The sequence below is a fragment of the Cryptosporangium phraense genome, assembly GCF_006912135.1.
Taxonomy (GTDB): domain Bacteria; phylum Actinomycetota; class Actinomycetes; order Mycobacteriales; family Cryptosporangiaceae; genus Cryptosporangium; species Cryptosporangium phraense.
This window is the reverse complement of record NZ_VIRS01000023.1, coordinates 22,703-47,894: the sequence shown is the minus strand read 5'-3', so window position 1 is coordinate 47,894 and position 25,192 is coordinate 22,703. Positions and strand designations below refer to the sequence as shown.

The window sequence follows — 25,192 nt, the reverse complement described above, 5'->3', positions numbered from 1 at the left end:
CATGGGACGGTCGCAGTCGTTGCCGCGTTCGGGGCCTGGCGGCGAGCTGGGTGACGACACCGGGTGCACGATCCTGCACGTCGACATGGATGCGTTCTTCGTCTCGGTCGAGGTGCGGCGGGATCCGTCGCTGCGCGGGAAGCCGGTCGTGGTCGGTGGCACCGGCCCGCGGGGCGTGGTGTCGTCGGCCAGCTACGAGGCCCGCGCGTTCGGCGTCCGCAGCGCGATGCCGACGTCCCGGGCCCGGCGGCTGTGCCCACAGGCCATCTACATCCAGCCCGAGCACGGCGCCTACGGCGAGGTCTCGGCCGCCGTGATGCAGATCTTCCGTGACGTCACGCCGCTGGTCGAGCCGCTCAGCCTGGACGAGGCGTTCCTCGACGTGGCCGGGGCCCGCCGGCTGCTCGGCTCCCCGGCCGAGATCGGCCGGCTGATCCGTCGCCGGGTCGCCGAGGAGCAGCAGATCACGTGTTCGGTGGGCGTCGCGTCCACGAAGTTCGTCGCCAAGCTCGCGTCCACCCGCTGCAAGCCCGACGGGCTCGCGGTCGTCCCGGCCGACGGCGTGCTCGAGTATCTGCACCCGCTGCCGGTCGGCGCGCTGTGGGGCGTCGGCGACCGCACCGGCGAGCAGCTCGACAAGCTCGGCCTGCGCACGGTGGGCGACCTGGCCGCCCTGCCGCTAGCGGTGCTGCGCCGCTCGGTGGGGGAGGCCCAGGCGGCCCACCTGCACGCGCTGGCCTGGGGTCGCGACCCGCGCCGGGTGGTCGTCGGCACCCCCGACAAGTCGATCGGGGCCGAGGAGACGTTCGACGTGGACGTCGCCGATTCGGATCTGATCAATCGGGAACTACTCAGGCTGTCGGAGAAGACGGCGGCCCGTTTGCGGTCGACCGGGCAGGTGGGGAGAACCGTCGTGATCAAGGTGCGATTCGGCGACTTCTCCACCGTGAACCGCTCCCGCACGCTCCAGTCGCCCACCGACGGCACCCAGGAGATCTACGACACAGCCCGGCGCTTGTACGTTGGTTTGTCGCCCACGATGCCGATCCGTCTCGTTGGCGTCCGGGTCGAGGGCATCGGCCCGGCCGCCGCGGTGGCCCGCCAGCCGACGCTCGACGAGCCCGATCGCGGGTGGACCGAGGCCGACCGCGCGGTGGACGCGGTCGCGCGTCGATTCGGCAGCGGAGCGATTCGTCCGGCGGCTCTGGTCCGCCCGAACGTTCGGACCGCGCCGAACGTTGATGAAGTCAGGGCACGCGGGGAAAGAAGAAGTCAGAAAGGGCCCAATAAGGGCTCCACGGAGGGAAACGGACAGTTGTGAACGGGTATCGGAGCAGTGAACGCCACCTCGCGACCGACACCTGTCCGAGTCACGACTACGAGCGTGGCCGTCTGTCTTTCCGACATCGCGGACCGCTCGTAAACTCATGGTCGGATAGCCGCAACGGCCGTTCCACAGCGGTCGCCCATGCCCGGGCCTCCGGCCCCCGTGGAGCGGCCCTGAAGAGCGGGGAGGAGTGCCGTGCCGCTCTCTGAGAACGAGCAAAGGCTGCTCGAGCAGATCGAGCGCGGCTTGCTCGCGGACGATCCCAAGTTCGCGGACAAGGTTCGCTCGACCGACCCTCGGCATCGCGCAGTTCGGCGCGGTGCGCTCGCGGTCGCTCTGTTCCTCGCTGGTGTCGCGATCATGGTGTTCGGCCTGGTCAGCAAGATCGCTCCCGGGGGAGTGCCGCTGCTGGGGATCCTCGGCTTCGTGGTGATGTTCGGTGCCGCGGTGCTCGGGGTCCAGTCCTACCTGTACACCGGTCGTGGCGATCAGCGACCGCTGCACGCCGTCGGCAGCGAGCCGCCGAAGGGGCGGGGACGGAGCCGGGGCCACCGGTCGTCGCTGCTCGATCGGTTGGAGGAGCGCTGGCGCCGCCGGGCCGACGAGGACCGCTGAAGTGAGCCGGGAGCTTCGGCTCCCGGAGGGCGCCGCCCCGCGCTGAGTGCTCAGGCGCCCCGAGAGTCACATCTGCCGCTGCCCCGAGGGGCGGCGGCTGTTGTGTTCTCGCTCACGTTCGCGCGGGGGTGGGGGTTGCTCCGGCGGGGTGGGCGGGTGGCCCCGCTTCGAGCCGGCCTCGCGGCGCCCGGCCGGGCGCCGCGAGGCCGGAGCCGTGGTCGTCGGGCTGCGGTCGTTGGGCTGGGTCGTCGGGCTGGGGTCGTGAGGCGGGGGATGAGCTGCGGAGCGCGGGCGCTCAGGCGTCGGGCCCTCTAGCCGCCGGAGTGCTGAGCTCCTGGGCGTCAGCTGGGCCGCCGGACGGCTGAGGCGGCGGGGATGGGCCGGGGGGCCAGGCGAGTGGCGTGTTCGATCTGACCGGACGCGTTCGGACCGGTGAGCTTGCCCAAACGCACCTACCTGACCCGAGGGCGCCCAGTTGCGCCGATCGGCCCCGATGCACCCCTGGCCGGGGTCTGCTCATTTGCGCCGCCCGCGCTACCGCTGAGCTGCCTGGCACCCCGCGCCACGTGCTGAGGCGCCCTGCGGCGCGCTGAGCCGTCTAGCACCCCCGCGCGTCGCGCGAAGCCCCCACTCACCGCGGTAGGGGAGCGGCGCCGGGCCGCTCAAAGCGTCGTGCGCCCTCACGGCGCACTTCCGCTGCCGGGTGCCGCCGCCGAGGGGCCGCTGAGCTGCCCATGTGCTGAGCTGCCCCGTCTGCTGAGCTGCCCCGACCGTGAGCTGCTCCGGCCGTGAGCCGCCCGACCGCCGGGGCGTCCGCCCGCCGGGGCGCCCGCCCGTCGGGGCGCCCGCCCGCCGGGGCGCCCGAGCGCCGGGGCGCGCGGCCGTCGGGGCGCCGAGCTCAGGTGGCAGCTAGCTTCGGCGGGCCTTGGCCGGTATCGAGCGCACGGCAGAACCCGCCCTCTCCAGCGTCGACGCCGGCGCCAACTCCGCCAGAATCCTCCTCCGCCTCGGCGACTTCTGATGCAACGCAGCCCGCACCGTCACCACCGCATCAGCCAACCCCGGCACCGCCCCCATTCTCGGCGCATACCTGGCCTGCTCCTCGGCGTGCGCCAGCAGCGTCAGGGCACCCTGGGCCTGGCCGTCCAGACCGTCCGAGCCCAGCCGCTTCGAGAGGCCCCGAGGCGTCTCGCCACCGTCCCCGGCCGCATCGAGGTCGGTGAGCGTGTCCATGACCTCGTCCCAGGCCGCGTGCGCGGCCGCCGACGGGTCACCCGGACGTGACACCGCGGCGAGCCGCTTCGCCCGCACGGCCCGGCGTACCAGCGCCGGAGTCACGGCCAGCGCGACGACCACCAGCGCACCCAGCACCCAGAGCAGGATCGTCATGAGGATCGACAGCAGGGTCGGGCCGCTGTCCTTGTTCTTGTCCTGCTCGGTCGCCGCGGCCGCGGCGTCGTCGCTGGCCTCGGGCTCGGGAGCGGCCTGGGACGGGCCGGCCGCCTCGGGCTGCTCCTCGGGCGCGGTCTGCGCGGCCGTGTCACCCGGGTTGGTCGCGTTGTCGTCGACCCAGGCCAGGTTGCCGGTGCGGCCCTGGCCGGTCGGCGGCGTCGGGTCGAACGGCACCCAACCGATCCCGCTGAAGTAGATCTCGACCCAGGCGTGGGCGTCGTGGCTGGTGATCGTCGTGTAGTTGCCCTCGGGCGCGCCGTAGCCGAACCCGATCGCGACCCGGGCCGGCAGGCCGGCCACCCGGGCCATGTAGGCCATCGCCGACGCGTACTGCTCGCAGTAGCCGCGCCGCTTGTCGAGGAAGTCGACGATCGCGCTCTGGCTGGTGCCCGCGGGCGTCTGCAGGTCGTAGACGAACCCGTTCTCGGGCGAGAAGAAGTTGTTGAGCGCGACCGCGCGCTCGTACTCGTTCGACTTGCCCGCGATGAGCTGGTCGACCTGCTTCTTGACGCTCGGCTCGGGGTTGGACAGCTGCGTGTAACGGGCGATCGAGCTGTCGGTCGGCGGCGGCGGGGCGTTGCGCAGCAACTCGGCCGAGTAGCGCACCCGGCGCGACTCGAACGTGTACTTCAGCGACTTGGTGGTGTCGACCGTGCTGAACACGGCCTCCGAGCCCCGGTCGAACCGCCAGTCGCCCTTGACGTCGACCGCGGTCGGGTTCGAGTACAGCGGCAGGTAGCGGGACTGGGTCAGGCCGGTGATCTCGATCGTCGTCTTCTGCGAGACGGTGGGCGTGCCACCGCTGATGCCGGAGACGTTCGGCACGCCCTCGCGGACCCGGGCCTCGGGCTTGGCCGACATGTCGCGCAGCGTCCAGCCGTTGCCGGTGAACCGCTCGAGCGTGGCCAGCCGCAGGTAGAACGGGTCACGGTCGTTCGAGCGGATCCGGAGCAGCTCGACCGGGTCGTCCTGGATCAGCTGGCCGCGCAGTTCGGTGACCGGGTTGATCGCGGTGACGGTCCGGCCGCTGCCGGTGCCCGGCAGCCCACCGTTGAACAGCGAGTGCAGCCCCTCCGCGGAGAGCGCGGGCACCCCGGCCGGCAGGAGCACGGCCAGGACGATGCCGAACACCGCGAGCCGCCCGGCGACCAGCGACCCCGAACGGGACGGCTCGGCCGCCGAGCCGGCCCGGAACGGGCGGCCCCAGCGCCGGATCGTCGTGCCGTGCTCGGCGGTCAACAGCCAGCAGAACCCGGCCGCGCCCAGCGCGAACGGCACCCAGCCGATGCCCTCCCGGTCGACCGCGACCGGCACCGTGTACAAGCCGAGCAACGGCAGCCCGGCCAGCGCGGCCCGGCCGAGCACCGACGCCAGCAGGTCGACGAGAATCGCGACGATGCCGACGCCGGCCACCGTGAGCAGCAGGATCCCCGGCCGGGCGGGCACCGGGGCGGCCAGCTCGGCGATGTCCGCGAACGCGGTCTGGATGTCGGCGCGCAACCCGGTGATCGTCGCCGGGGTGGGGACGAGACCCAGGAACCGGTCGTGGCCGAAGACGACGGTCGTGTACAGCAGCACGGCGACGGCGCCGACCACCGGTTGCAGCCACGGCGGCGTCCGCAGCGCGCGGGCGCCGAGGCCGGCCAGCGTGACGACGATGATGCTGCCGGCCACCACCGGGAACCACGACATCCCGTCGAAGACGCCGGTGAGCGACGTCGCCGCGAGCACGGTCGCCGCCCCGGCGACCACCGATACGTACGTCCGACGATTCATGAGGACACTCCGTGAAACCCGTTCGAGCGGATCCCGTTGCCGGGCGCCGGCGGGACGTGCATGGTCGACGGGCCCGACGTCGGCTCCGACGGCACCCAGAGGCTGCTGATCCGGGCGCCCGGCCGGGCCGGCATCACCCGCCAGCCGGCGGCCGAGAGCCGCCCGATGTTCTCCTGGTAGCGCCGGTCGGCCTCGGCCTTCGCGGCCGACGGGATCGACGCCCACGCGGTGGAGTCGATCAGCACCGCGATCGACGTCCCGCCGGTGCGGGCCGCGGCCAGCCGCGTGCACTCCTCCGGCGTCAGCAGGCCGACGATGGCGACGAGGAGCTGGTCGCGTTCGTGCCGGAAGCGTTCGAGCGCCATGCCGAGCGACTGGATCCGGCTCGCCTCGACCTCGGCCAGCAGCCCGAGCGCGATGTTCTCGCCGCCGGCGCCCGACGACAGGGACTGGTCGAGCCCGGAGTCGGTGACCAGGTGCAGGTCGAAGCCGGCTCGCAGCAGATGGCAGGTGATGCTGGCGGCCGCGCTGACCGCCCACTCCAGGCTGGACGCCGGACCGGTACCGCGGTGGCCGGCGAACCGGGCGTCGAGCAGGACGGTGCCGGTCGACTCGCGCGGCTGCTCCTCCCGCCGGACCATCAGCTCGCCGGTGCGGGCGGTCGACCGCCAGTGCACCCGGCGGTAGTCGTCGCCGTGTCGGTACTCGCGGGTGGTCGCCGCGTCCTCACCCCGGGACGCCGTCGACCGGGGCTGGCTGACCGAGCTGCCGGACCGGTCGCCCTCCAGCGGGATCGGCTGCAGGGGAGCCACCTGGGGCGTGACGACGATCCGCTCGGTGCGGGTGAACGAGCGGGTCAGCTCGCAGAGCCCGAAGGGGTCGGAGAGCCGGACGGTCAGCGGACCGATCTCGTACCGGCCGCGGACGTCGACCCGGATCGGGTAGTCGACGCTGCTCCACTGGCGGCTCGACAGCCGGTCGAGAACGAACCGCGGCGGCTCACCGAGGGCGGGCGGCAGCTGTTCCTCGAGCAGCAGCACCCCGGTCGGCACCCGGGACAGGTTCTCCAGCCGGAGCGTCACCGACGCGGCCGTGCCGGCCTGGATGCGGCCGGGATGCACTGAGCGGGTGCACGAGAGCCGGTACCGGGTGCGGGCCACCGCGACCACGGCCAGGATCGGCAGCGCGGCAAGCAGCCCGGCCACCTGGAGCAGCTCGCGCTCCCCGAGCACGAAGGCCGACAGTGTCGCCGCGGCCGCCGCGGCCAGGAAGCTGCGGCCGCGGGTCGTGAGCCCCCGGAGAGCGGCCCGGATCACCGGGTCCTACGCCCGCCCCGCGCGTCCGGCACCGGGACCCTCGCGACGAGATCGGCCAGGATGACCTCGGCGGTGCGCCGGTTGAACACGGCTTCCTCGGTCGGGATCAGGCGGTGGGTGAGCACGGGCGCGGCCAGTCGCTGGATGTCGTCGGGAAGGACGTAGTCGCGGCCCTCGATCGCCGCGAAGGCCCGGGCCGTGCGCAGCAGCTGCAGGCTGGCCCGCGGGCTGGCGCCCAGGCGCAGATCGGGGTTGTTGCGGGTCGCGCTCACCAGGTCGATGACGTACCACTTCACCGGCTCGGCGACGTGGACGCGGTGCACCATGTCGATCAGCATGCGGATCTCGTTGCCGTCGCAGACCGGGCGCAGGCCGTCCAGCGGGTCGGCCTCGCCGTGGCCGTCGAGCATCGCGAGCTCGGAGCGCCGGTCGGGATAGCCCATCGCCAGCCGGGCGGTGAACCGGTCGCGCTGCGCCTCGGGCAGGGGATAGGTGCCGGCCATCTGGGTCGGGTTCTGCGTCGCGACGACCATGAACGGGTGCTGCAGCGGGTAGGTGACGCCGTCGACCGTGACCTGGCGCTCCTCCATGCACTCGAGCAGCGCGGACTGGGCGTGCGGCGAGGCCCGGTTGATCTCGTCGCCGACGACCAGGTTCGCGAACACCGGGCCCGGCTTGAACTCGAACGAGCGGTTCTCCGGGTTGTAGATGCTGACCCCGGTGACGTCGGAGGGCAGGAGGTCGGGCGTGAACTGGATGCGCCGGACCGAACCGTCGATCGACCGCGCGAGCGCCTTGGCCAGCTTGGTCTTGCCGACGCCGGGCACGTCCTCGATCAGGAGGTGGCCCTCGGCCAGGAGAACCGCGACCGCGAGCGTGATCGTCGCGGTCTTGCCCTCGATCACCCGCTCCACGTTGGCCACGATGCGGTCGGTGACGACCCGGACCCCACCGAGGTCGGCCGGGGCTCCGTAGTTCTCCAGTGTGCCGTGCGTCGTCACCGACTGCCCTCCGGACGTGCGTCTGATAGGGGCGCTCACCCCGCGACCATTGTTCCAGGATCCGTCACGACCGCCAGGCGATCGGAATTGCTCTGCACTTCCATACCGTTTAATGCAGTTTTGTCACCGGCGTTATCCCAGTCGGCGCCCACCACTACGGAGCGGTATGATGCGCGCATGATGCGAGCCGGAGCGCTCCTCCTTACCAGGCCGTGCTGACGTCCGATCAGCACGGCTACCCCTCCATGGCGAGGGGTTTTTTCGTGTCTTGAGACGTTCACCCGGCACGTGGTGGCCCCGCAGTTCTTTTATCCAGTTTTAAGCCCCGAGGAATCCCACGATGAGCGAGCAGACTCCCGCCGACGCCCCGGCCCACCGCTATACCGCCACGCTGGCCGCGGCGATCGAGAAGCGCTGGCAGGACCGCTGGGAGGCCGAAGGCACGTTCCACTCGCCGAACCCCTCCGGCCCGCTGGCCGCGCCCACTCCGGGCTGGCACAACGACGGCGGGAAGCCGCTGTACGTGATGGACATGTTCCCGTACCCCTCCGGTGCGGGCCTGCACGTCGGCCACCCGCTGGGTTACATCGGTACCGACGTCTTCGCGCGCTACCACCGGATGCTGGGCTTCAACGTCCTGCACCCGATGGGCTTCGACGCGTTCGGCCTGCCCGCTGAGCAATACGCGGTCCAGACTGGCACGCACCCCCGAAAGACGACCGAAGAGAACATCGAGCGATACCGCGCGCAGCTGCGCCGGCTGGGCTTCGGCCACGACAGCCGTCGGCTGCTGGCCACCACCGACATTTCCTTCTACCGCTGGACGCAGTGGATCTTCCTGCAGATCTACAACTCCTGGTACGACGAGAAGGCCGGTAGGGCCCGCCCGATCGCCGAGCTGGAAGAAGAGTTCGAAGCCGGTCACCGCGTCGTCAACGGCGCGCCCTGGGCCGAGCTGTCCCGCATCGAGCAGCGCAAGCTGATCGACAGTCACCGGCTGGCCTACCTGTCCGAGGCCCCGGTCAACTGGTGCCCCGGCCTGGGCACGGTGCTGGCGAACGAGGAGGTCACCGCCGACGGCCGGTCCGAGCGCGGCAACTTCCCGGTCTTCAAGCGCCGGCTGCGCCAGTGGATGATGCGGATCACCGCGTACGCCGACCGGCTGGCCGACGACCTGGACGAGGTCGACTGGCCGGAGTCGATCAAGCTGATGCAGCGCAACTGGATCGGCCGCTCGACCGGTGCGTACATCGACTTCCACATCGCCGAGGGCGCGCCCAAGCGGCGGCACAGCGCCCCGAACGCCCCGATTCGCGTCTTCACGACCCGGCCCGACACCGTGTTCGGCGCGACCTACCTGGTCGTGGCCCCGGAGCACCCGCTGCTGGACGCGATCGTCGCCGACGAGTGGCCCGCCGACACCCCGTCGGCCTGGAAGACCGCCGAGGACCCGTCGACCGCGGTGGCCGCCTACCAGGCCCAGGCGGCCGCGAAGTCCGATATCGAGCGGTCGGCCGACGCCCGCAAGAAGACCGGCGTCTTCACCGGCGCCTACGCGATCAACCCGGTCAACGGCGAGCGCGTCCCGGTGTTCGTCGCCGACTACGTGCTGACCGGCTACGGCACCGGCGCGATCATGGCCGTCCCCGGCCAGGACGAGCGCGACTGGGAGTTCGCCGAGGTCTTCGACCTGCCGATCGTCCGGACCGTGCAGCCGACCGACGGCTTCGACGGCAAGGCCTTCACCGGCGACGGTCCGGCGATCAACTCCGGCTTCCTGGACGGCCTGGGAGTCGCCGACGCCAAGCGCGAGATCATCAACTGGCTGGTCGAGAACGGCCACGGCGAGGCGACGACCACCTACAAGCTGCGCGACTGGCTGTTCAGCCGCCAGCGGTACTGGGGCGAGCCGTTCCCGATCGTCTACGACACCGACGGCCTGCCGGTCGCGCTGCCCGACGACATGCTGGCCGTCGAACTGCCGGAGATCGACGACTACTCGCCGCGGACGTTCGACCCGGACGACGCGAACACCGACCCCGAGCCGCCGCTGGCCCGGGCCGAGGACTGGGTGAACGTCACGCTGGACCTGGGTGACGGCCCGAAGCAGTACCGGCGGGAGACCAACACGATGCCGCAGTGGGCCGGCTCGTGCTGGTACGAGCTGCGCTACCTGGACCCGACCGACGAGAACGAGTTCGTCAGCCCGGCCAACGAGCAGTACTGGATGGGCCCCGACGCCGACAAGCCGGCCGGCGGCGTCGACCTGTACGTCGGTGGGGTGGAGCACGCGGTGCTGCACCTGCTGTACGCGCGGTTCTGGCACAAGATGCTGTTCGACCTGGGCCACCTGCGTTCGTCCGAACCGTTCGGCCGGCTGTTCAACCAGGGCTACATCCAGGCCTACGCCTACACCGACGCCCGGGGCACCTACGTGGCCGCGGACGAGGTCGTGGAGGCCGACGGCGGCTACCGGTTCCACGGCGAACCGGTGAACCGCGAGTACGGCAAGATGGGCAAGTCGCTGAAGAACGTCGTGACCCCCGACGACATGTGCGCCGAGTACGGCGCCGACACGTTCCGCGTGTACGAGATGTCGATGGGCCCGCTGGACGTTTCCCGTCCGTGGGAGACCCGGGCGGTCGTCGGCTCGATGCGGTTCCTGCAGCGGCTGTGGCGCACCGCGGTCGACGAGGAGTCGGGCGCGCTGCGGGTCACCGAGGAGCCGGCCGACGACGAGACCCGGCGTCTGCTGCACCGCACGATCGACGGCATCCGGGGTGACCTGGAGGGGCTGCGGACGAACACCGCGGTCTCCAAGCTGATCGAGCTGACCAACCACGTCACGTCGGCCTACGGCAGCACCGGCACCCCGCGCGAGGTCGTGGAGCCGATGACGCTGATGGTGGCGCCGTTCGCGCCGCACCTGGCCGAGGAGCTGTGGGAGAAGCTGGGTCACGGCGAGACGCTGACCTACCACCCGTTCCCGGCCGCGGACCCGGCCCTGCTGACCGCGCCCGAGATCGAATACCCGGTTCAGGTCAACGGCAAGGTGCGGGGTCGCATCACGGTCCCGGCCGACGCCGACGAGGCGGCGGTGCGGGCCGCGGCGGTCGCCGAGCCGAAGGTCGCGGCGATCCTGGCCGGTGCCGAGCCCCGCAAGCTGATCGTCGTTCCCGGCCGAATCGTGACGATCGTGGTCTGAATTTCACATCTGCAACTCCCGTCCCACTGGGCCGGTGTTTCCGCGTAGTCGGGAGCACCGGCCCGTTTCATCTGTGCCAACCTGCTCGGGCCCGCCAATCCGCCCCACCTGCGCACCACCAGGCTGACCTGCGAAGACATCGGTCCGATATCCGGCAGCTACAGGTTTGAGTCGTTGACGGTGGGGGGAAGTGGAGTACAGTGGGGCGTGATGGAGCGTCTGGGATGCTCCGGGCCAAGGGGTGGTGGGTGCGGTGTTTCTCGGCACGCACACGCCTCGCTTGGACGAGAAAGGTCGGCTCTTCCTGCCGGCGAAGTTTCGCGACGAGCTGGCAGGAGGTTTGGTGGTGACGAAAGGGCAGGAACGATGCCTTTTCGTTTTCCCGATGGCCGAGTTCAGCCGGGTCGCCGAGCAGCTCCGCGCCGCTCCGATGACACACAAGGCCGCCCGGGCCTACAGCCGGGTGTTCTTCGCCAGTGCCCACGACGAGGTTCCTGATCGTCAGGGGCGCATCACGATCCCCGCTCACCTTCGCGAGTACGCCGGTCTCGACCGGGACTGCGTGGTGATCGGGGCCAGCACGAGGGTCGAAATCTGGGATCGGCAGGCCTGGGACACCTACCTCGCCGATTCCGAGGAAGCGTTCGCAGAGGTGGAAGAGGAGGTGCTGCCCGGCATCTTCTGACGACGTTCACGTCCCGTGGCGTGAGGTCTCCAGCCGCTTGGCGAATCTCCTGGCGCACCTTCCCCGGCGCCAGGCCACGCGAAGCGGATGGGGACCTGGCGGCATGGGTCACCGACGAGGGGGCGGCATGGCGGCTGATGAGGAGACGTGTGCGCACGTCCCTTCCGGCGCCGGAGCCGCCCCCCATTCCGATGTCCACGTTCCGGTGCTGCTCGACCGCTGCCTGGAGCTCCTGGCTCCGGCGATCAGCGGCCCCGGCGCCGTCGTGGTCGACGCCACGCTCGGCCTCGGCGGCCACACCGCGGCGATGCTCGCCGCTCACCCCTCACTCACCGTCGTCGGTATCGACCGCGATCCGGACGCTCTGCGTCGCGCGGCCGAACGTCTGGGACCGAACGCGAGCCGCGTCCGGTTCGTCCACGCTATCTACGACGCAATTGCCGACGCCTTGGTTCAGGCCGATGTGGACTCGGTTGACGGTTTTCTTTTCGACCTCGGGGTGTCGTCCCTGCAATTGGACGAGGACGAGCGAGGCTTCTCGTACGCCCGGGACGCGCCCCTGGACATGCGGATGGACACCAGCCGGGGCATCACCGCGGCCGAGGTGCTCAACACGTACTCCCACGGTGACCTGGCCCGGATCCTGCGGACGTACGGCGAGGAGAAGTTCGCGTCCCGGATCGCGGCGGCGATCATCCGGGAGCGGGAGAAGGCCCCGCTGACGTCCAGCGCCCGGCTGGTCGAGCTGGTGCGGGACGCGATCCCGGCGCCGGCCCGGCGCACCGGCGGCAACCCGTCCAAGCGGACGTTCCAGGCGTTGCGGATCGAGGTGAACGGCGAGCTCGACGCGTTGCGCAACGCGCTCCCGGCCGCGCTGGACGCGGTCCGGCCGGGCGGGCGGATCGTCGTGATGTCGTATCAGTCGCTGGAAGACCGGCTGGTCAAGCAGGCGTTCGCGGCCGTGACGCAGGACCGGACGCCGCCGGAGCTGCCGGTGGCGCTGCCCGAGTACGGGCCGCGGTTCCGGTTGCTCACCCGGGGGGCGGAGACGGCGGGTCCGGACGAGATCGAAGCGAACCCGAGAGCGGCATCGGTGCGGCTCCGGGCAGTGGAACGGCTAAGTGGTTCTGGGAGCGGGGTGACATGATGTCGGGCTCACGTACCGGTGTGCGATCGCGTCCGGGCGCGGTCCGCGAGGGACGGCCGATCACGCCCAAGGTGGCGCCTGGTCGTCCCGTCGATCGCGGCCGGTCGCGGGACCGTCGTCGGGCTCCGATTCCGATCAGCGTGCCGCCGTCGCCCTCGGTGCCGTCGGGGCGGTCGGCCGCGTCGTCGCGGGCGCCGTTCGTGGTGCTCGTGCTGGCGCTGGCTATCGGTGGGTTGATCGGGCTGGTGCTGCTGAACACCGCGGTCAACGAGAACGCGTTCCGGATCCACGACCTCGACACCCGGCAGGAGAAGCTCGACAAGGAGGAGCAGCGGCTCCAGCAGGCGCTGGACGGGCAGGAGTCGCCGCAGAAGCTCGAGGAGCGGGCCAAGAAGATGGGGCTGGTTCCGGCGGGTGACCCCGGGTTCGTGAAGCTGCCCGAGGGGAAGGTGGCCGGGACTCCGACGCCGGCCACCGCGCCGCCGTCACCGACGCCGACCCCGTCGACGGCCGGGTCTTCCTCGTCGCCCGGCGAGTCACCCGGAGGATCGCCCAGCGGTTCGCCGAGTTCGTCGGCTGGCCGGTGATGGCGGCAGAGCCACCGAAGGGGTCGCGGGCTGGTCGCGGCCGGGCGCGGGACGAGAACGTCGTCCCGTTCCGGCCGCGCCGCCAGACGCTGTCCGACGCTCAGCAGTACCACCCCCGAGGCAAGACCGTCCGCGAGGGCGCCACACCCCCCGAACCCCGCCCCGCCCGAACCGGCACCGCCGGCAGCGCCCGCGGGAGCTCCGACGGCGGCTCCGGCCGCAGCCCGCGCTCCGGCGCGCGCGCCGGAGGATCCGCCCGGTCCACGCCCGGCGGCGGATCCGGCGAAGGGCCCCGCGGCAGCGCCCGCGAAGCCCGCTCCGCCCGCAGCGCGCCAGCCGGCGCCCCCGCCCGCACCGCGTCGGCTGGCGCCTCCGGTCGCAGCGGGTCCGCCGGCGCCTCCGCCGGCGGGTCTCGCGGCTCCGGCGGATCGGGCCGCGGCACGTCCGGCGGTGGTGGTGGAACACGCGGCGGCGCAGCATCCAGCGGCTCGTCTCGCGGTGGTGCACGCGCGGGCTCCGGCCGCGGCACATCTCGCGGTGACGGCTCCGCCGGCGGCGCATCCGACGGAACGCGCACGAACTCGGGCCGCAGCGCGTCCGGCGCCTCGTCTCGCAGCGGCGGTTCCGCCCGCGGTGCGTCCGGCGGCGGTTCCGGTGGCGCCCGCCCAGGCGGTGGCCGCAGCGCGTCCGGCAGCCCGTCCCGTGGCGGCGGATCCGGCCGTGCGGCGGTCGGCCGTGGCGACGGTCGGGGACACGCCCGGCGGGGGGCCGCTCCGGGCGGCCGGTCGCGCCGCGGGGGCTCCGCCGCGTGGGAATCGGACGGTGTCCGGCCGCCGCGGCGGACGAGCGTCCGCATGCCCCCCGTACCCCCACCAGCCAGAAGAACCCGCCGCCACCTCCCGAGACTCGGCAACCCGAACGCGCGCCTCCGCATCTCGCTCGCGGTCATGCTCGCGCTGTTCGCCGCCGTCGGCGGGCGTCTCGTCCAGATCCAGACCACCGAGGGCTCCCAGTACGCCGCCCTCGCCGCCGACTCCCGCCGGGTCAGCCTCGAGCTCTACGCCCCCCGGGGCGCGATCCTCGACCGAGACGGCAACGTGCTGGCCCACGACGTCCAGGGCGCGACGATCGCCGCCGACCCCGGCTACATCGCCGACAAGTCCGAGGTCGCCGCGGCCGTGGCCCCGCTGCTCCAGATGCCGGTCGCCGCGGTCGAGGAGAAGCTCTCCCACGACAAACACGCCGACGGCACCCCCAACCGCTACGTGATCCTGAAGAAGAAGGTCTCGCTGGCGGTCGGCGACGCGGTCAGCGCGCTGGCCAGGACGAAGAAGATCCCCGGCCTGATCGTGCAGGACGACCAGGTCCGCGAGGTCCCCGGCGGCCAGTTCGCGGCCAACGTCATCGGCTACACCGGCACCGACGGCACCGGCCTGGCCGGCCTCGAATCCGGCTTCAACGGCACCCTCCAGGGCGTCAATGGCGAACGCGTCTACGACGAGGGCACCGGCGGCCAGGAGATCCCCGACGGCTACCACAAGACCGTCCCGGCCAAGGCCGGCTCCGACCTCGTCCTCACGCTCGACCGCGACCTCCAGTACCAGGCCAACAAGCTGCTCACCGAACGGCTCAAGGCCACCAAGGCCTGGAGCGGCTCGGCGATCGTCATGGACGCCCGCACCGGCGAGATCCGCGCGATGGTCAGCTCGCCCAGCTACGACGCGTCCAACCCGTCGACGATCAAGCCGGGCTCCACGCTCGACCTGGCCACGACCGCGATCGTCGAGCCGGGCTCGGTCCACAAGGCGCTGACGATCTCCGGCGGCCTGGACTCCGGCGTGATCAAGCCCGACTCGATCCTCACGCTGCCGGAGACGATCGAGAAGGGCGGGGTCACCTACCGCGACACCCACAAGCACGGGTCGCCCAACTACACGCTGATGGGCATCCTGGCCCAGTCCAGCAACGTCGGCACGATCATGGTCGCCGACAAGCTCGGCGCCGACCGCCTCTACGCCTACCAGCGCGCGTTCGGCCTGGGCACGAAGACCCGCATCGGCCTGCCGGGCGAGTCGGCCGGCATCGTCCAGCCGCCGGCCAACTGGAGCGGCCCGTCGGCCGGTTCGATCCCGATCGGACTCGGTGTCGCGGCGACGCCGCTGCAGATGACCGCGCTCTACGCGACGCTGGCCAACAACGGGATGAAGGTCCAGCCCCAGCTGGTCAAGAGCGTCGTGGCCCCGGACGGCACCGTGCAGCCGACCGCCCGCCCGAAGCCCAAGCGGATCGTCAGCGAGGAGGCGGCGAAGACCGTCGTCCGGGACATGAGCGCGATCGCCACCCCGGAGGGCACCGCGCCGCTCGCCGCCGTTCCCGGCTACATCGTCGCGGGCAAGACCGGCACCGGTAAGCGCGCCGAGGGCAACAAATACATGCCCGGGAACGTGACCTCGTTCATCGGCATCGTCCCGGCCGATTCCCCACGCTATGTCATCAGTGTGTTCATTCACACTCCGGAAGGGGTCGGCGGCGCCATCGCCGGACCCACGTTCTCCGACCTGGCCGGTTTCACGCTGCGTCGTTACGGGGTGTCACCCTCGGGCGCCCCGGCCCCACCGATCACCTTGTACGGCTAGGGCGGCGGTAGGGTCTGTGCCCGTGTCCAACGCCAGCGTCCCGCGGCCTGCGCTCGAGACGCCCGTTCCGATCCCGGAACTGGCCGAGATCGCCGGTGGCCGCCTCGTCGGGAGCGCCTCCGCCCGCGTCACCGGGGTGACCCACGACAGCTCCGCGATCCGGTCCGGCGACCTGTTCGCCGGGCTCCCGGGCGCGCGCACGCACGGCGCCCGCTTCGCGGCCCGCGCGGCCGAGGCCGGTGCGGTCGCGATCCTCACCGACACGGCCGGTGTCGACCTGGCCCGGGAGACCGGGCTGCCGATGATCGTCGTCGACCGTCCCCGCGCCGTGCTCGGCGCGGTCAGCGCCCGCGTCTACCGTGACCCGAGCGCGTCGCTCACCGTCATCGGCATCACCGGGACGAACGGCAAGACGACGACCTCGTACCTGGTGGACGCCGGGCTGCGCGCCGCCGGGCACACCACCGCACTGCTCGGCACCGTCGAGACCCGGATCGCCGGGGAGCGGTTGCACTCGGCCCGCACCACGCCGGAGGCCCCTGATCTGCAGGCATTGCTCGCGGTGGCGCGGGAACGGGGAGTGACCGCCGTCGTCATGGAGGTGTCCAGCCACGCGCTGGCCCTCGACCGGGTCGCCGCCGTGCGGTTCGCGGTCGGCGCGTTCACGAACCTCGGCGCCGATCACCTCGACTTCCACAAAGACGTCGAGGACTACTTCCGGGCCAAGGCCCGGTTGTTCGACGGCCGCTCGCGACGCGCGGTGGTCAACACCGACGACGCGTCCGGACGTCGCCTGGCCGCCGAGATCGCGGGCACGACCGACCTGGTCACGGTGTCCGCGGCCGGAGACCCGGAGGCGGCCTGGCGGGTCGTCGAGCGCGGACCGGACGCGTTCGTTCAGGACTTCACCGTCTCCGGTCCCGAGGGCACCACGAACGCGCAGGTCGCGATGCCCGGGGCGTACAGCGTCGAGAACGCGTTGATGGCCATCGCCATCCTGGGCACCGTGGGAGTGAAGACCGCCACCGCCGTCGACGCGGTGGCACACGCTGGCCAGGTACCGGGGCGGATGGAACGGGTCGGCGGCCCGAGCGGCCCGACCGGCATCGTGGACTACGCGCACGACCCGGGCTCGGTGGCGGCCGCGCTGGCCGCGCTGCGCCCGGTCACGTCCGGACGGCTCATCGCCGTGCTGGGCTGCGGCGGAGACCGGGACGCGGGCAAGCGTCCGCTCATGGGAGAAGCGGCCGCCTGGGCGTCGGACGTCTTCGTCGCGACGGACGACAATCCGCGCTCGGAAGAGGCGGCCGCGATCCGGGCGGCGATGCTGGCCGGCGTGGCGCGGGTCCCGGCCGCGGAGCGGGCCGAGGTGATCGAGGTGGGGGACCGGGCCACGGCGATCGCGACCGCGGTCGAGCGGGCCGGGCCGGGCGACTGCGTCGCCGTACTGGGCAAGGGACACGAGCAGGGACAGGAGGTCGCCGGGGTGGTGCACCCGTTCGACGACCGCGAGGTGCTCGCGGCCGCGCTGGCGGCCCGCGCAGAAGGAGCCCGGGCATGATCCCGCTCACGCTGGCCGAGATCGCGGCCGCGACCGGCGGTGACCTCCGCAACTGCGACCCGGCCACGGTCGTCACCGGCACGGTCGAGTACGACTCCCGCGCGGTGACGCCGGGCGGCCTGTTCGTGGCTCTGGCCGGCGAACGCGTCGACGGCCACGACTTCGCCGCGGGCGCGGTCGAGTCCGGCGCGGTCGCGGTGCTGGCCACCCGCCCGTTGAACGTCCCGACGGTGCTCGTCGACGACGCGCTGATCGCGCTGGGTAAGCTGGCCCGGGCCGTCGTCGACCGGCTGCCCGACCTGACGATCATCGGGGTCACCGGCTCCAGCGGGAAGACGTCCACGAAGGACCTGCTGGCCGCGGTCACCCGCCGGCTCGGCCCGACCGTGGCCCCGCCGGGCTCGTTCAACAACGAACTCGGGCACCCGTGGACCGCGCTGCGCGCCGACCGCGACACCCGCTACCTGGTGATGGAGAAGAGCGCCCGGGGGGTGGGCCACATCCGCTGGCTCACCGAGGTGGCGCCGCCGCGGATCGGCGTCGTCCTGAACGTCGGCACCGCGCACGTCGGCGAGTTCGGATCCGTCGAGGTGACCGCGCAGGCCAAGGGTGAGCTCGTCGAGGCGCTGCCGTCCGAAGGACTGGCCGTTCTCAACGCGGACGACCCGCGGGTGCGCGCGATGCGCGACCGGACGAAGGCCAGGGTCGTGCTGGTCGGCGTCGCGCCGGACGCGGACGTCCGGGCCGACGACATCGAGCTGGACGCGGCCGGACGGCCGGCGTTCGTGATCCGCGCGGGAGAGGCCACCGCGAAGGTCGCGATGAAGCTGCACGGCGAGCACCATGTGGGCAACGGTCTGGCCGCGGCCGCCGTGGGCCTGGAGCTCGGCCTGACCCTGGATGAGGTGGCCGAGGTGCTGGCCGGCGCGGTGCCGGTGAGCCGGCGCCGGATGGAGGTCACCGAGCGGGCCGACGGCGTGACGGTCGTCGACGACAGCTACAACGCGAACCCGGACTCGGTCCGGGCCGCGCTGAAGGCGCTGAAAGCCATGTCGCAGGGCCGTCGCCGAGTGTGGGCGGTGCTCGGGTTCATGGGGGAGTTGGGCGAGACCAGCCGCGAACAGCACGACGCGATCGGCCGGCTGGCCGTGCGGCTGGACATCGACCGGCTGGTCGTGGTGGGCGCCGAAGCCGGCGCCATCCACGCCGGTGCGGTGCTCGAAGGGTCCTGGGGAGAGGAATCGGTGCACGTTCCCGACGTCGACGCCGCGGTACGGCTGCTCAGCGAGCAGGTCGCACCCGGCGACGTGGTGCTGGTCAAGGCGTCCCGCTCGGCGCGCTTGGATCGAGTGGTGGACGCGTTGACCGGGGGTGGCCCGGCGTGAAGTCGGTTCTCGCCGCGGCGTTCGTGGCTTTCGTCGTCTCGATCTTCGGTACCCCGGTCGCGATCCGCTGGCTGCACCAGCTGAAGTTCGGCCAGGAGATCCGCGAGGAGGGGCCGAAGCACCACGCCTCCAAGCGCGGTACGCCGACGATGGGCGGCATCGTCTTCATCCTGGCCACGGTGATCGCGTACATCGTCGCGCAGATCGTGATCGGTGACGGCCGGGTCAGCCCGACCGCGGTGACGCTGCTCGGGCTGTTCGTCGGCATGGGGCTGGTCGGCTTCCTCGACGACTTCATCAAGATCCGCAAGAAGCGCAGCCTCGGCCTGAACAAGCGGGGCAAGCTGATCGGCCAGGCCGTCGTCGCGGCCGGGTTCGCGTTCCTGGCGCTGAACCTGCCGGACGAGAAGGGGTACACGATCGCGTCCGAGAAGCTCTCGTTCACCCGGGATCTCGACTGGGCGAACCTGACTCAGGTCGGCGCTGCGCTGTTCTTCGCGTTCGTCGTGATCGCGGCGGCCAACGGCGTGAACCTCACCGACGGCCTGGACGGGCTGGCGACCGGGCCGTCGATCATGGTGCTGTTGGGCTACATCCTGATCGGGTTCTGGCAGTACCGGCACATCTGCGGTGAGGTCCCGGGGCCGAACGGTTACTGCTACGAGGTCCGCGACCCGCTCGACACCGCGCTGATCGCGGCCGCGGCGGCCGGCGCGCTGGCCGGGTTCCTCTGGTGGAACGCACCCCCGGCCCGGCTGTTCATGGGCGACACCGGCGCGCTCGGCATCGGTGGCCTGATCGCGGGCCTCGCCCTCACCACCCGGACGACGCTGCTTCTGCTGATCCTGGGCGGCCTGTTCGTGATCGTGACGATGTCGGTCGTCATCCAGATCATCTCGTTCCGCAGCACCGGTAAACGGGTGTTCCGAATGGCCCCGCTGCAACATCACTTCGAGCTGGCCGGCTGGCAGGAAACCACGATCGTCGTCAGATTCTGGATCATCGCCGGGTTCTTCGTGGCGGCCGGGCTCGGCGTCTTCTTCGCCGACTATCTGGGCGCGTTGAAGTGAATTTCCGGGGTAAGCGGGTGCTGGTCACCGGCGTCGGCGTCACGTCCGACTCGGTGGTGCCCGCGCTGGCCCGGCTCGGGGCCGAGGTCGTCGTGTTCGAGCGGTCGAAGACGTCGAACTGGGGCGCGGCCAACAAGTGGCTGGAGGACTCCGGCCGGCTGCCCGCGCTGCGTGCGGCCGGTGCGACGGTCCTCCTCGATTCTTCCGACGACCTGCCGCCCGGTATCGACGTCGTCGTGACGTCGCCGGGGTGGCCGCCGTCGGACCCGCTGCTGGGCTCGGCCCGGGCGGCCGGCCTCGAGGTGTTCAGCGAGCCGGAGCTGGCCTGGCGGGTCCGGCCGCCGTCGGCCGCTCCCTGGCTCGCGGTCACCGGCACCAACGGCAAGACGACGACGACGCTGATGCTGGCCGGGATGCTGGCCGCGGCGAACCTGCGGACGGTCGCGGCCGGGAACATCGGCACCCGCAACCTGATCGACGTCGTGCTCGGCGACGACGTCTACGACGCGGTCGCGGTCGAGCTCTCGAGCTTCCAGTTGGAGTGGTCGTCGACGCTGGCGCCGCTGGCCGGGGCCGTGCTCAACCTGGCCGAGGACCACCTGGACTGGCACGGCGGGTTCGACCCGTACGCGGCGGCCAAGGCCAAGCTCTGGACATCGCCGGAGACGATCGCGATCGGCAACCTGGACGACCCGCGGGTCGCGGCGATGCTGGCCGGTGCGGCCGGGCGCAAGGTCGGGTTCCGGCTCGGGCCGCCCGAGCCGGGGGAGCTCGGCGTGGTGGGCGACGTGCTGGTCGACCGGGCGTTCGGGCACTCGGTGGTGCTCGCGCACGTGTCCGACGTCCGGCCGGTGGGGCCGCACAACGTGGCCAACGCGCTGGCCGCGGCCGCGCTGGCCCGGGCCTACGGGGTCGCGCCGGACGCGGTCGCGGCGGGCCTGCAGAGCTACACGCCGGCCGCGCACCGGTCACGTGACCTGGGCGTGGTCGACGGGGTCCGGTACGTCGACGACAGCAAGGCGACGAACCCGCACGCGACGGTCGCGGCGCTGCGGGCGTACGACCGGGTGACCTGGATCGCCGGTGGGATGCTCAAGATCGACCCGGATCCGCTGGTCGAGACCGTCGCCGACGTGCTCGGGGCGGCCGTGCTGCTCGGGCGCGACCGGGACGCGCTGGCGATCGCGATCCGCAAGTTCGCGCCGGACGTCCCGGTGGTGCGGGTGGGCGACGGACCGGAGGACGAGGTCCGGGTGCCGTCGGCCGGACGGAGCAAAGCGGAGTACGCCGCGGACGTGATGACGGCCGCCGTCCGCGCGGCCGCCTCCGCGGCGGGCCGGGCCGTCGGCGGCGGCGAGGCGGAGCCGACCGTGCTGCTGGCGCCGGCGGCGGACTCGCGGGACATGTTCCAGGACTACGCCGACCGCGGCGACGCGTTCGCCGCCGCGGTCGAGTCGCTGCGGTGACACGCGGGAGCGGTACTGCAGATCGGGCCACCCAGGCCCGACTATGAACGCATGACGGCCGCAAGGATCGAGCCCGACGCGCCTGCCGGGCCGCACCGCCCGCCGGTGCGGCCCCGCGAGGCCGTCAGCGGGCTGCTGCGCCGTCCGATGGCCTCGTACTACCTCCTGCTGGCCAGCTCCGGGCTGCTGCTCGGTCTCGGCCTGATCATGGTGCTCTCCGCGTCGAGCATCGACTCCTACGCGACCTCCGGCTCGGCGTTCACGATCTTCATCAAGCAGCTGACGTTCGCGGTGCTGGGCATCCCGGCGTTCTGGCTCGCGCTGCGCCTGCCGATGCGGGTCTGGCCGATGCTCGGCTGGCCGCTCGTCGTGCTCGCGGTGATCCTGCTCCTGCTGCTGCCGTTCCTCGGCAAAGAGGTCAACGACGCCAAGCTGTGGCTGGCGATCGGCCCGATCCAGATCCAGCCGGTGGAGGTGGCCAAGCTCGCGCTGGTGCTGTGGGGCTCGGCCGTGCTGGTGCGCAAGCGTCCGCTGCTGACCGAGTGGCGTCACCTGGCCGTGCCGCTGCTGGTCGTCTCGGTCGTGCTGTTCGGGCTGGTCGGCATCGAGGACTTCGGCGGCATGGTCCTGCTGCTGTTCATCCTGATCGCGCTGCTCTGGACGGCCGGCGTCCGGTTCCGGGTGTTCGCGACGCTCGGCGCGATCGCGGTCGTCGGGCTGGTACCGCTGATCGCCGGCAACCCGGAGCGGATCTCCCGGCTGACCAGCTTCACCGACCCGTTCGCCCATCAGGACCAGGCCGGCTACCAGGTCGTGCGCGGGTTCTACTCGCTCGGTACCGGCGGCTGGTTCGGCCTCGGGCTGGGCCAGAGCCGGGAGAAGTGGGGCGGGCTCCCCGAGGCCCACAACGACTTCATCTTCGCGATCATCGGCGAGGAGCTCGGCGTCCTCGGGTGTCTCGTCGTCGTGGTGCTGTTCGGGGCCCTGACCTACGCCGGGATCCGGGTCGCGACCCGGGTGGACGACCCCTTCCGCCGGCTCGTTGCCGCCGCCGGTACGGTCTGGCTGGCCGGACAGGCTCTCGTCAACATGGGGGGCGTCGTGGGACTGCTGCCGATCACCGGCGTCCCGCTGCCGCTGATCTCGGCGGGCGGTAGCTCGCTCGTGCTCACCATGTTCGTCGTCGGCATGCTGGCCAGCTTCGCCCGGCACGAGCCCGAAGCCGTGCTCGCCCTCCACGCCCGCGGCCGTCCCTGGTGGATGCGGTGGGCGGGGATCCCGCTGCCCGAGCTGCCCGGCCGTTCCCGGCAGGCGTTACGGTCTGGGCGGGCCGGGCGCCCCTTAGGCAGGCCCACTCACCGAACACGGACAGGAGGTCGTCGGTGACCGTGTTGCGCTCGGTCGTCCTCGCCGGTGGCGGGACGGGCGGACACATCGAGCCGGCGTTGGCGCTGGCCGAGTGCATCCGCCGGTACCACCCGGACGCCCGCATCACCTGCCTCGGCACCCCGAAGGGCCTGGAGACCGAGATCATCCCGGCCCGGGGCTGGGATCTCGAGCTGGTCCCGGCCTACCCGCTGCCCCGGCGTCCCAACGCCGATCTGGCCCGGACGCCCGGCCGGATCCGGCGCAGCGTCAACGCGGTGGCCGAGGTGCTGGAGAAGGTCGACGCCGAGGTGGTCGTCGGGTTCGGCGGCTACGTGGCGCTGCCGGCCTACCTGGCGGCCCGCAAGAAGAAGCTCCCGGCCGTCGTCCACGAGGTGAACGACCCGGCCGGCATCGCGAACAAGGTCGGCGCGCGTTTCACGCCGTTCGTCGGTCTCGGCGGTGAGCACGTGACGCTGCGGAACGGCACGGTCGTCGGCGTGCCGCTGCGCCGGAACATCTCGACGCTCGACCGCGCGGCCACCCGGGCCGCGGCCCGCGAGCACTTCGGGCTCGACCAGGACAAGCCGGTGCTGTTCGTCACCGGCGGCTCGCAGGGGGCCCGCTCGATCAACCTGGCCGTCACCGCCGCGGCGAAGGCCCTGGGTGCGGCAAACATCCAGGTGTTGCACGTCATCGGGGCCCGCAACACCCTCGACATCATGCCCGAGCCGACCGGTACGAAGTACGTGACGCTGCCGTTCCTCGACCGGATGGACCTCGGGTACGCGGCGGCCGACCTGATCCTCTGCCGTGGTGGAGCACTGACCTGCGCCGAGGTGGCTGCGGTCGGGCTCCCCGCCGTCTACGTCCCGTACCCGCACGGCAACGGCGAGCAGCGACGCAACGCGCTGCCGGTGACCCGGGCCGGTGGCGGTCTGCTGGTGGAGGACTCGGAGCTGTCCGCGTCCTGGCTGGAGGAGAACGTGATACCGCTGTTGGGTGAACCCGACCGGATAGCCGCCATGGGGCGCGCCGCCGCCGGATACGGTCGCCGGGATGGTGACGAGGCGCTGCTGGCCCTGGTCTACCAGGCGGTACGGGAGAACCAGCGGGCGGAGGAGCAGGCGTGACCCAGCAGGACCTGTCGAAGCTGGCGGCCGAGGATCTGGGCCGCGTGCACGTGATCGGCATCGGGGGCGTCGGCATGCTCGGTGTGGCCCGGCTGCTGCTCACCCGCGGCATCCCGGTCAGCGGCAGCGACATCAAGGAGTGGCCGGCGCTGGACTCGCTGCGGGCGCTCGGCGCGACGATCCACCTCGGACAGGCGGCCGAGAACCTGGCCGGCGTCGACACGGTCGTGTACTCGACCGCGATCCCGGCCGACAACGTCGAGCTGGCCGAGGCCCGCCGGCTCGGGCTGCGCGTGCTGCACCGGGCCGAGGCGCTGGTCACCGCGATGAACGGCCGTCAGGTGATCGCGATCGCCGGCACCAACGGCAAGACCACGACGACGTCGATGGTCACCACCGTGCTCCAGCACTGCGGCGTCGACCCGTCGTTCTTCATCGGCGGCGAGTTCGCCGACGCGGGCGTGGGCGCGCACCACGGCTCCGGCCCGCACTTCGTCGTCGAGGCCGACGAGAGCGACCGCTCGTTCCTGCTCTACTCGCCGTACGCGGCGATCATCACGAACCTCGAGGCCGACCACCTCAACACCTACGGCGACATGGCCGGGCTCGAGGCCGCGTTCCGCGAGTTCGTCGACCGCGTCGACCCGTCCGGGTTCGTCGTCGTCTGCGCCGACGACGCCGGCGCGGCCCGGTTGGGGGAGTACGCCCGGTCGACCGGCCGCCGCGTCTTCACCTACGGACGCTCGGTCGACGCCAACCTGCGGCTGGCCGAGGAGGCCAGCGACGTCGCCGGGACCTCGTACGTGGCCGAGCTGGACGGCACCAAGCTCGGCGCGGTGAGCGTGCCGGTGCCCGGTATCCACCTGGCCCTGAACTCGGCCGCCGCGCTGGTCACCGCGGTGAAGCTCGATCTCGAGCCGGCGAAGGCGGTCGAGTCGCTGGCCCAGTTCCGGGGCGTCCGGCGGCGGTTCGAGCTCAAGGGCGTCGCGGCCGGGGTGCGGGTGTACGACGAGTACGCCTACCACCCGACGTCGATGAACGCCGCGCTCTCGACGCTGCGCACGCTGGCCGGCACCGGCCGGCTGATCGTCGCGTTCCAGCCCTACCGGATGTACCGCACGGTCGCGTTCCAGGACGAGATCGCCGAGTCGCTGGGGATGGCCGACCAGGTCGTCGTCATGGAGGTCTTCGGGCCGGGCGAGGAGCGCGCACCCGGTCAGGGCGGCGCCCCGCTGGCCCGGGCCGTGCCGCTGCCGCACGAGGACGTCGTGTTCGAGCCGTCGTGGTCGGCGGTGGCGCCGGAGGTCGTGCGCCGGGCCCGGCCGGGCGACCTCGTCGTGACGATGGGCGCGCCGCCGATCTCGATGCTCGGCACCGAGATCCTGGCCGCCCTCGAAGAGCAACGCGTCGATCGCTGAGCGTTTGGGTAGCCACTCGGGGATCCCCACTGCCCGGAGCGCACGTC

General features: G+C 72.1%; 18 protein-coding genes. 14 read left to right on the top strand and 4 right to left on the bottom strand.

Going from position 1 to position 25,192, the window contains the following annotated elements:
- Window position 1 precedes the first annotated feature (1 nt).
- Entirely contained in the window at window positions 2-1,321 is a 1,320-nt protein-coding gene (locus FL583_RS28140; protein WP_142707865.1) for a DNA polymerase IV, read from the top strand.
- A 201-nt stretch (window positions 1,322-1,522) separates the two neighbouring features.
- The gene (locus tag FL583_RS28135; protein WP_142707864.1) at window positions 1,523-1,942 is read left to right on the top strand and encodes a DUF3040 domain-containing protein; all 420 of its coding nucleotides are present in this window, start codon (window positions 1,523-1,525) and stop codon (window positions 1,940-1,942) included.
- Between the two features lie 909 nt (window positions 1,943-2,851).
- Here FL583_RS28135 and FL583_RS28130 read toward each other — a convergent pair.
- From FL583_RS28130 to FL583_RS28115, 4 genes are read right to left on the bottom strand one after another with little or no spacing between them, the layout of a single operon-like run.
- Entirely contained in the window at window positions 2,852-5,170 is a 2,319-nt protein-coding gene (locus FL583_RS28130; protein ID WP_142707863.1) for a transglutaminase TgpA family protein, read from the bottom strand.
- On the bottom strand, window positions 5,167-6,486 hold the full coding sequence (locus FL583_RS41930; protein ID WP_142707862.1) for a DUF58 domain-containing protein: 1,320 nt from the start codon (window positions 6,484-6,486) through the stop codon (window positions 5,167-5,169). Before FL583_RS41930 ends, FL583_RS28130 begins: the two co-directional genes overlap by 4 nt.
- Window positions 6,483-7,469: an AAA family ATPase gene (locus FL583_RS28120; protein ID WP_142707905.1), complete on the bottom strand. Its 987-nt coding sequence runs from the start codon at window positions 7,467-7,469 to the stop codon at window positions 6,483-6,485. Before FL583_RS28120 ends, FL583_RS41930 begins: the two co-directional genes overlap by 4 nt.
- Window positions 7,470-7,522: 53 nt before the next feature.
- Window positions 7,523-7,720: a hypothetical protein gene (locus tag FL583_RS28115; RefSeq protein WP_142707861.1), complete on the bottom strand. Its 198-nt coding sequence runs from the start codon at window positions 7,718-7,720 to the stop codon at window positions 7,523-7,525.
- A gap of 107 nt (window positions 7,721-7,827) precedes the next feature.
- Here FL583_RS28115 and leuS point away from each other — a divergent pair, with 107 nt between their 5' ends.
- The 12 genes from leuS (at window position 7,828) to murC (ending at window position 25,145) form a co-directional block, all read left to right on the top strand.
- Window positions 7,828-10,692, top strand: coding sequence for a leucine--tRNA ligase (leuS, locus tag FL583_RS28110; protein ID WP_142707860.1), 2,865 nt, complete (start codon window positions 7,828-7,830; stop codon window positions 10,690-10,692).
- Between the two features lie 253 nt (window positions 10,693-10,945).
- Window positions 10,946-11,377, top strand: a complete 432-nt coding sequence (gene mraZ, locus FL583_RS28105; protein ID WP_142707859.1) for a division/cell wall cluster transcriptional repressor MraZ — start codon at window positions 10,946-10,948, stop codon at window positions 11,375-11,377.
- A gap of 127 nt (window positions 11,378-11,504) precedes the next feature.
- Window positions 11,505-12,524 (top strand): 16S rRNA (cytosine(1402)-N(4))-methyltransferase RsmH, encoded by a 1,020-nt coding sequence (rsmH, locus tag FL583_RS28100; protein ID WP_205752519.1) that lies wholly within the window; start codon window positions 11,505-11,507, stop codon window positions 12,522-12,524.
- A 140-nt stretch (window positions 12,525-12,664) separates the two neighbouring features.
- Entirely contained in the window at window positions 12,665-13,111 is a 447-nt protein-coding gene (gene ftsL / locus FL583_RS40380) for a cell division protein FtsL (protein WP_170323905.1), read from the top strand.
- Window positions 13,112-14,058: 947 nt separating this feature from the next.
- Entirely contained in the window at window positions 14,059-15,747 is a 1,689-nt protein-coding gene (locus FL583_RS40375) for a peptidoglycan D,D-transpeptidase FtsI family protein (RefSeq protein ID WP_170323904.1), read from the top strand.
- Between the two features lie 22 nt (window positions 15,748-15,769).
- Window positions 15,770-17,308 (top strand): UDP-N-acetylmuramoyl-L-alanyl-D-glutamate--2,6-diaminopimelate ligase, encoded by a 1,539-nt coding sequence (locus FL583_RS28085; RefSeq protein WP_170323903.1) that lies wholly within the window; start codon window positions 15,770-15,772, stop codon window positions 17,306-17,308.
- A complete protein-coding gene (locus tag FL583_RS28080) occupies window positions 17,305-18,693 on the top strand; it encodes a UDP-N-acetylmuramoyl-tripeptide--D-alanyl-D-alanine ligase (RefSeq protein WP_142707855.1) in 1,389 nt (462 codons plus the stop codon). The genes FL583_RS28085 and FL583_RS28080 overlap by 4 nt, the downstream gene beginning before the upstream one ends.
- On the top strand, window positions 18,690-19,763 hold the full coding sequence (gene mraY / locus FL583_RS28075; protein ID WP_142707854.1) for a phospho-N-acetylmuramoyl-pentapeptide-transferase: 1,074 nt from the start codon (window positions 18,690-18,692) through the stop codon (window positions 19,761-19,763). The genes FL583_RS28080 and mraY overlap by 4 nt, the downstream gene beginning before the upstream one ends.
- 17 nt (window positions 19,764-19,780) lie before the next feature.
- The gene (gene murD, locus FL583_RS28070; RefSeq protein ID WP_240746827.1) at window positions 19,781-21,229 is read left to right on the top strand and encodes a UDP-N-acetylmuramoyl-L-alanine--D-glutamate ligase; all 1,449 of its coding nucleotides are present in this window, start codon (window positions 19,781-19,783) and stop codon (window positions 21,227-21,229) included.
- Between the two features lie 51 nt (window positions 21,230-21,280).
- A complete protein-coding gene (ftsW, locus tag FL583_RS28065; RefSeq protein WP_205752518.1) occupies window positions 21,281-22,615 on the top strand; it encodes a putative lipid II flippase FtsW in 1,335 nt (444 codons plus the stop codon).
- Entirely contained in the window at window positions 22,612-23,727 is a 1,116-nt protein-coding gene (locus FL583_RS28060) for a UDP-N-acetylglucosamine--N-acetylmuramyl-(pentapeptide) pyrophosphoryl-undecaprenol N-acetylglucosamine transferase (protein WP_142707852.1), read from the top strand. Before ftsW ends, FL583_RS28060 begins: the two co-directional genes overlap by 4 nt.
- Window positions 23,724-25,145 carry a UDP-N-acetylmuramate--L-alanine ligase gene (gene murC / locus FL583_RS28055; protein ID WP_142707851.1) on the top strand — a complete coding sequence of 474 codons (1,422 nt, stop codon included), beginning with the start codon at window positions 23,724-23,726 and terminating at the stop codon, window positions 25,143-25,145. The genes FL583_RS28060 and murC overlap by 4 nt, the downstream gene beginning before the upstream one ends.
- Window positions 25,146-25,192 lie beyond the last annotated feature (47 nt).